7 protein-coding genes are annotated in these 6,981 nt (G+C 71.6%); 2 read left to right on the top strand and 5 right to left on the bottom strand.

Translation table 11 applies throughout. The annotated features are described in order from the left end of the window. Positions 1–52: 52 nt before the first annotated feature. The 5 genes from DW299_RS01730 to DW299_RS01710 form a co-directional block, all read right to left on the bottom strand. On the bottom strand, positions 53–1,243 hold the full coding sequence (locus tag DW299_RS01730) for an anhydro-N-acetylmuramic acid kinase (protein WP_136035411.1): 1,191 nt from the start codon (positions 1,241–1,243) through the stop codon (positions 53–55). Then, positions 1,243–2,148 (bottom strand): N-acetylmuramic acid 6-phosphate etherase, encoded by a 906-nt coding sequence (murQ, locus tag DW299_RS01725; RefSeq protein WP_136035410.1) that lies wholly within the window; start codon positions 2,146–2,148, stop codon positions 1,243–1,245. Before murQ ends, DW299_RS01730 begins: the two co-directional genes overlap by 1 nt. Further along, positions 2,145–3,032, bottom strand: a complete 888-nt coding sequence (locus DW299_RS01720) for an ABC transporter permease (protein ID WP_136030808.1) — start codon at positions 3,030–3,032, stop codon at positions 2,145–2,147. The genes murQ and DW299_RS01720 overlap by 4 nt, the downstream gene beginning before the upstream one ends. Beyond that, positions 3,029–4,000, bottom strand: coding sequence for an ABC transporter permease (locus DW299_RS01715; protein ID WP_136030810.1), 972 nt, complete (start codon positions 3,998–4,000; stop codon positions 3,029–3,031). The genes DW299_RS01720 and DW299_RS01715 overlap by 4 nt, the downstream gene beginning before the upstream one ends. A gap of 70 nt (positions 4,001–4,070) precedes the next feature. Then, positions 4,071–5,621 (bottom strand): ABC transporter substrate-binding protein, encoded by a 1,551-nt coding sequence (locus DW299_RS01710; RefSeq protein WP_136035409.1) that lies wholly within the window; start codon positions 5,619–5,621, stop codon positions 4,071–4,073. Positions 5,622–5,784: 163 nt separating this feature from the next. Here DW299_RS01710 and DW299_RS01705 point away from each other — a divergent pair, with 163 nt between their 5' ends. After that, the gene (locus tag DW299_RS01705) at positions 5,785–6,687 is read left to right on the top strand and encodes a MurR/RpiR family transcriptional regulator (protein ID WP_136030814.1); all 903 of its coding nucleotides are present in this window, start codon (positions 5,785–5,787) and stop codon (positions 6,685–6,687) included. Then, on the top strand, positions 6,684–6,981 hold a 298-nt coding region (locus tag DW299_RS01700), incomplete at its 3' end, for a hypothetical protein (protein ID WP_446724777.1). The genes DW299_RS01705 and DW299_RS01700, both read left to right, overlap by 4 nt.

Genomic DNA, 6,981 nt, shown 5'->3' with positions numbered 1-6,981 from the left:
CTCTTCCGATCTGAGGCGACGGCGCCGCGCACCTGGCCTGCTCCGTGGCCGCTCACGGCGCCGTCGCCTCCCCGAGCGTGAGCGAATAGATCGCCGCGACCGGCTCCGGCATGTGCAGCGGGCCGGCGCCGGGCGTGATCGTGCCGAGGATGCGGGGCTCGCGGGCGCCCGTGCCGCCGGGGACGATGGCGGGGACGCCGTGCATCGTGGACCAGCCGATGAGCGCGAGCAGGATCGCCTCCTTGCTGTCGGCGGGAGCCCCCAGCTCGTCGGCCAGCACGACCTCGGTCTCCGGCAGCGCGGCGCGCAGACCCTCGAGGATCAGCGGGTTGCGGCACCCGCCGCCCGAGACGGCGAGGAAGCCGATGCCCGCCGCGGCGACGTCGCGGGCGACCGTGCGGACGGTGAGCTCGGTGAGCGTGCGCACGACATCGGCGACCGGGATGTCGCGGCCCTGCGCGGCCAGGTGCTCGTGCACGTAGCCGAGGTGGAAGTGCTCCTTGCCGGTGCTCTTCGGCGGCGTCAGCGCGTAGTACGGGTCGTCGAGGAGGGCCGACAGCAGCGCCTCGTCGACGCGGCCGGTGCGCGCCACGGCCGCATCGTCGTCGTAGCCGAGCGGGTTGAGCCCGTGCTCCACGATGACCGCGTCGACCAGCGCGTTCGCGGGACCGATGTCGTAGGCGACCAGGCCGTCCTGGCGCACGACCGTCATGTTCGAGATGCCGCCGAGGTTGAGGGCCGCCGTGACCCCGGCTCGTCCGCGCAGCAGCAGCTCGTCGAGGAACGACACCAGCGGGGCGCCGTGGCCGCCCGCGGTGATGTCGCGGATGCGGATGTCCGACACCACGGGCACCCCGACCCTCTCCGCGATCCAGGCGGGCTGCCCGATCTGCAGGGTCCCCAGGGCGTGGGCGCCGTCGACCCAGTGGTACACGGTCTGCCCGTGGGAGCAGATCGCGTCGACCCCGCCGACCTGCGCGGCGATGTCGGCCGCGACGTCGGCGAACGCCTGGCCGATGAGGGTGTCGAGCTCCGCGACCTCGGCGAGCGTGGTCGGCGCGGGCGGGAGGGCGGCGATCAGCCGGGCGCGCAGCTCCGGCGCGTACGGCACGCTCGTGGCCGCGAGCACGGTGCCGGTCAGGTCGACGCCGTGGTCGGTGAAGCCCCCGCTGGTCGCGAAGTCGACGACGGCGGCATCGATCCCGTCGTGCGAGGTGCCGGAGATCAGTCCGAGGACGCGCATCAGTTCTCCTCCAGTGCCGTGCGCAGGCGTCCGCCTGCCGCGGTGAGTCGGGTGGTGGCCGCGGCGAGGTCCTCGCCGCGGCGGATCATGATCGACGCGAGCTTCACGTCCCAGGCGGCGGTCTCCAGCGCCGCGACCGCGGTGTCGCGATCGACCTCGGCGATCGTGCGCACCATGCGGATCGCGCGCTCGCGGAGCTTGTGGTTCGTGGCCTTCACGTCGACCATCAGGTTGCCGTAGGCCTTGCCGCCTCGCACCATCGAGATGGTCGAGAACATGTTGAGCACGAGCTTCTGCGCCGTGCCCGACTTGAGGCGGGTGGAACCCGACAGCACCTCGGGGCCGACCTCGACCTCGATGCCGTGCTCGGCGACGGCGCTCAGCGGGGTGTCCGCGTTGCACGACAGCCCGATGCCCAGCGCCCCGCGCTCGCGCGCCCGGCGGACGGCCGCGACCACGTACGGGGTGCGGCCGCTCGAGGCGATGCCGATCACGGTGTCGAGCGGGCCGATGCCGGCGGCGTCGATCGCGGCGGCTCCGGCCTCGGCGTCGTCTTCCGCGCCCTCGACCGGGTTCACGATCGCGCCGGGCCCGCCGGCCATGATGGCGAACACCAGCTCGGGCGGCGTGCTGAACGTGGGCGGGCACTCCGAGGCGTCGAGCACCCCGATGCGACCGGGCGTCCCTGCCCCGACGTAGACCAGCCGTCCGCCCCGCGCCATGCGCTCCGCGGTGGCCTCGATGGCCGGGACGATCTGCGGCAGTGCGCGCCGCACGGCCGTGGGCACCGTGGCGTCGGCGTCGTTCATGGTCTGGGCGAGCTCCGCCACGCTCATCTGGTCGAGTCGCGCGTAGCGGGGGTCGCTGGCCTCGGTGGCGAGGGCGCCGAGATCCTCCAGGGTCATCGCTTCCCCCGGTTCCGCGGGTCGAGGCTGTCGCGCAGCCCGTCGCCCAGCAGGTTGAGCCCGACCACGAGCAGCACCACGACCACGCCGGGCGCGATCATGGTCCACGGCGCGATGGTGACGAGCGTGCGCGCCTCGAAGATCATCGAGCCGAGCGACGGCGCGGGCGGCGGCGTGCCGAGGCCGAGGAAGCTCAGCGACGCCTCCGTCAGCACGGCCCACGACAGCGACAGCGTGACCTGCACGATGATGATCGACGTGATGTTGGGCAGCACGTGCCGGAACATCGTGGCCATGCGGCCCTGCCCCGTGCTCTTGGCGGCCTTGACGTACTCGACCTCGCGCAGCGACAGCACCGGGCCGCGCGTGACGCGGATGAAGATCGGCACGTAGACGATCGCGATGGCGACCGCGATCGTGAACCAGTTGCGGTCGAACACCGAGGCGAGCGACAGCGCCAGCAGCAGCGGCGGGAACGCGAACAGGACGTTGGTGACCGCGGTGATCGCACCGTCGGAGATGCCGCGGTAGAAGCCGGCGATGAGGCCGCAGACCGTGCCGACCACGGTCGCGAACGCCACCGCGACGACCGAGATCAGCGCCGAGTTCGCGACGCCGGCGGCCACGCGCGAGAACACGTCGCGGCCGAACTGGTCGGTGCCGAACCAGTGCACGGCCGACGGCGGCTGCAGGCGCGACGGCGGATCCTGCGCCAGCGGGTCGAAGGGCAGCAGGCCGAACGCCGACACGACGCTGAGCACCGCCAGCAGGAACACGATGATGAGGCCGGCGAGCCCGCTGCGGCTGCGCAGCAGGAGACGCACGCGCTCCATGGTGCGCCCTCCGCCGGGGGCGAGGGCCGGGGTCTGAGAGATGTCGGTCATGCGGCACGCACCCGGGGATCGATGACCCGGTACAGCAGGTCGGTGAGCAGGTTGACGATGACGAAGGCGAGCGCGATCACCAGCACGGTGCTCTGCACGAGCGCGTACTCCTTCTGCTGGATGCCGAGCAGCACCTGACGGCCGATGCCGGGGAGCGAGAAGATCTGCTCCACCACGACGGCGCCGCCGAGCAGGTAGCCGAACTGCAGGCCGGTCATGGTGACGATCGGGACCAGCGCGTTGCCGAGCACGTGGCGCACCTGGAGGCGGCGCGGCGGCACGCCCTTCGCGCGGGCCGTGCGGATGAAGTCGTTCGCGCGGATCTCCAGCACGGCGGTGCGGGTCGTGCGCATGATGGGCGCCGCGATGCCGAAGCCGAGCACGATCGACGGGAGCAGCATCTGCTGCAGGTTCAGCAGCGGGTCGTCGAACAGCCGCGCGTAGCCCTGGCCGTTGGGGTTGAAGCCGAGCGACTGCGCCAGGATCGCCAGCAGTGCCGTGCCGAGCAGGAACGCCGGGATGGAGAGGCCCGCAAGTCCCACGACCTGACCGACGCCGTCGCGGAGCGAGTCCGGCTTGGAGGCCGACAGCATGCCGAGCGGGATGCCGATCGCGAGGGCGATCACGATCGAGAGGATCGCGAGCTCGAACGTGACGGGAAGGGCGGCCGCGGTGAGGTCGAGCACGCTCGTCTGCGCCCGCGACGAGAAGCCGAGGTTGCCGGTGAAGATGTTGCCCAGCCAGGAGAAGAACTGCACGAACAGCGGCTGGTCCAGGCCGTAGTAGGCCTCGAGAGCCTCACGCTGCGCCGGGGTGAGCGCGGCGGCCTCGGTGCCGAGTCCCGAGCTGATCTGGTCGCCGGGGATGGCGCGCAGCATCAGGAAGACGAACACGGCGACCCCGAAGAGAGTGCCGAGGGCTGCGAGGATGCGTCGCAGCACGCTGTTGCGGAGGAGCTGTCTGAACATGCGCGTGTGAGGGTGCCTGTCGTCGGAGGGGGACGGAGGGGGCGCGGGCGGCCGCGCCCCCTCCGGTCCGCTACTGGATGGAGGTGGTCCGCAGGTACTGCAGCGAGCCGTTCGCCATCGGGGTGAAGCCGTCCACGCTGGTGGCGGTGGCCGTGTAGGTGTAGCTGGTGAACAGCCAGATCCAGGCGGCGTTGTCCTCGAGGTTCTCGGAGACCTCGGCGTAGATCTCCTTGCGCTTCTCGGTGTCGGCGGTCTGGCGGCCCTCCGCGAACAGCGCGTCGAGCTCGGGCGAGGAGTACCCCGCGACCTTGTTCAGGTTGCCGGTGCTGGTGAAGTAGCGCCCGTACATGCCGTCGGGGTCGGGGCGTCCGCCGTTGAGGGCGACCGCGGCGTCGAAGTCGGCGGCGATCCAGCGGTCGACGAACGCGCCGGACTCGAGCACCTCGAGGTCGAGCGTGATGTCGGCGTCGGCGAGCTGCGCCTTCAGGTTCTGCGCCTCGTTGACGGAGGTGGCGTACTCGCCCTGCGACACGATCGTCTTGATCGTGACGCCGTCCTCCTTGCCGGCCTTCTTCAGGTACTCGGCCGCCTTGTCGAGGTCGCGCTCCGGGCACGGGCGCGCGTCGGGGTCGGACTTGAACGCCGGCGACGTGATGGGCCCGGTGACCTCGCCCTCGCCGAGCGCGGCGGTCTCCAGCACCTCCTCGCGGTCGATCGCGCACTGGATCGCGAGCCGCACGTTCACGTCGGCCAGGTCGCCGCGCGTGGCGTTGAGCTGAAGGGCGTGGTAGCTGAGCTGCGGGGTCGTGGCGACCTCGACGTTCGCGCCCTCGGCGGTCTGGGCGACCAGCGGGTCGTCGAACACCGCGAGCTGCACGTTGCCGGACTGCATGGCCGACACGATCGACGACTCGTCGGGGATCACGCGGAACTCGACCGTGTCGAGCAGCGCCTTGTCGCCCCAGTAGTCGTCGTTCTTGGCGAGCGTGAGCGACTGGCTGGCGGTGCGGTCCTCGAGCACGAACGGGCCGGTGCCGTTCGGGGTGGTGTTGAGCGCTTCCTCGGTGTCGTCGGAGGAGAGCATGGCCATGTTGATCACGGCGAGGTTGGCGGGCAGGGCCGCGTCGGGGGCGCTGAGGGTGAGGGTGACGGTGGTCTCGTCGGTCGCCTCGACCGCGGTGACGGACGCCAGCGAGCTGCGCGCGACGGCCGCGGTGGCCTCGGCGGCGATCGCGTCGAGGGAGTACTTCACGTCTTCGGAGCCGAACGTGCTGCCGTCGGCGAAGGTGACGCCCTCGCGGAGGTGGAAGGTGACGGTGAGGCCGTCTTCCGAGACGTCCCACGACTCGGCGAGGCCGGGCACCACGTTCAGGTCCTCGTCGAACTCGGTGAGCGTGCCGTACAGGTTCTGCAGGACGTTGACCGCCTGGAACTGCGTGGCCTTCCACGGGAAGAGGGTGTCCGGGTCGCTGGTGACGCCGATGACGAGGTCGCCGCCCGCGGTGCCGCCCTCGGAGGGCGAGGGGTTCGACGCCGGCGCGGAACACCCGGTGATGACGAGCGCCATCGCGACGCCCGCGGCGGAGAGAGCGCCGAATGACGCCCGCCGTACTGTGCTCATGCTGTTTCCTCCTGGCTGGGACCGCGTCGCCCTGGCTGGGTTCAGGCGATGCTGCCTGACGTCCCGTGAACATCGTCGGTCTGGGTGGTACCAAAAGTACACGAAGGTCGCTGTCGGTGTAACAGAAGTTCCTCTACTGTTATGAACACCGATCGGAGAACACATGTCCCACGACGCCGCCCGCGACGACGCCGGCGCTCCCCCCGTGCTGGTGCGCATGCGGGCGATCCGCCCCGAGCTCCGCCCGAGCGAGCAGCGCATCGCCGATCTCTTCCTCGCCGACCCGGCCGCCACCGCCGGCCTCTCGGTCGCCGAGCTCGCCCACCGCTGCGACACCTCCACCACCTCCGTCGTCCGCTTCTGCAAGCGCCTGGGATACGAGCACGTGCGCGAGCTGCGCAACCACGTGCTGCGCGAGGTGGAGCGCGAGACATACGACACCGCCGCGCTCCCCGCCGTGTCGGGCGACATCGACCGCAACGACACGCTCGCCGACATCGTGGCGAAGGTCTCCCTCGCCGAGACGCTGTCGCTCGCCGACACCGCCAAGGTGCTCGACACCGAGTCGCTGCGCGCCGCGGTCGAGGCGATCACGTCGTCGAGCCGCGTCGACATCTTCGGCGTCGGGGCCAGCTCGATCGTCGGCCTCGACCTCCAGCGCAAGCTCACCCGGATCGGGCGGACGGCCCTGGAGTGGTCCGATCCGCACGCCGCCTGGACCTCCGCCGCCACCCTCGGCCCCGGCAACGTCGCCATCGCGGTGTCGCACAGCGGCGCGACCACCGACACCATCGAGTTCCTCCTCCTCGCCCGCAAGGCGGGGGCCACCACGATCGCGATCACCAACCACGCGGGCGCGCCGCTGGCCGGGCAGGCCGACATCGTGCTGACGACCGCCGCGCGCGAGACCGGCTTCCGCTCCGGCGCGCTCGGCAGCCGCATCGCGCAGCTCATGGTCGTCGACTGCATCTTCATCGGGGTCGCCCAGTCGAACTACGACCGCTCGATGGAGGCGCTGCGCGACACGTTCGCGGCCGTGCACCACGTGCGCGCCAACGGCGCATGACGGGCGCGGACGGCCGGATCCGCCTCGGCCTGTTCAGCGCGTTCGCAGGACTCGGCGTGACCGCGGCGTTCGTCCCCGCCGTGCTGCCCTCGGCGCAGCGGGACATCGGCGCCGACCTCAGCGCCGCGGTGCCCGTGCTCTTCGCCGGGCTGCTGGTGGGCGTGCTGGCCTCGGGTCCGCTGCTGACGCGGAAGCCCCCGCGCACGACACTGCTGCTCGGCAGCGCCCTGCAGGCCGTGGCGCTCGTCGCCGCCGCGTGGGCGGGCGATGCGGCCGTGTTCATCGCCGCCCACG

The organism is Microbacterium sp. K35, assembly GCF_004794375.1.
Taxonomy (GTDB): Bacteria; Actinomycetota; Actinomycetes; order Actinomycetales; family Microbacteriaceae; genus Microbacterium; species Microbacterium sufflavum.
This window is presented reverse-complemented; position numbering and strand designations above follow the sequence as displayed.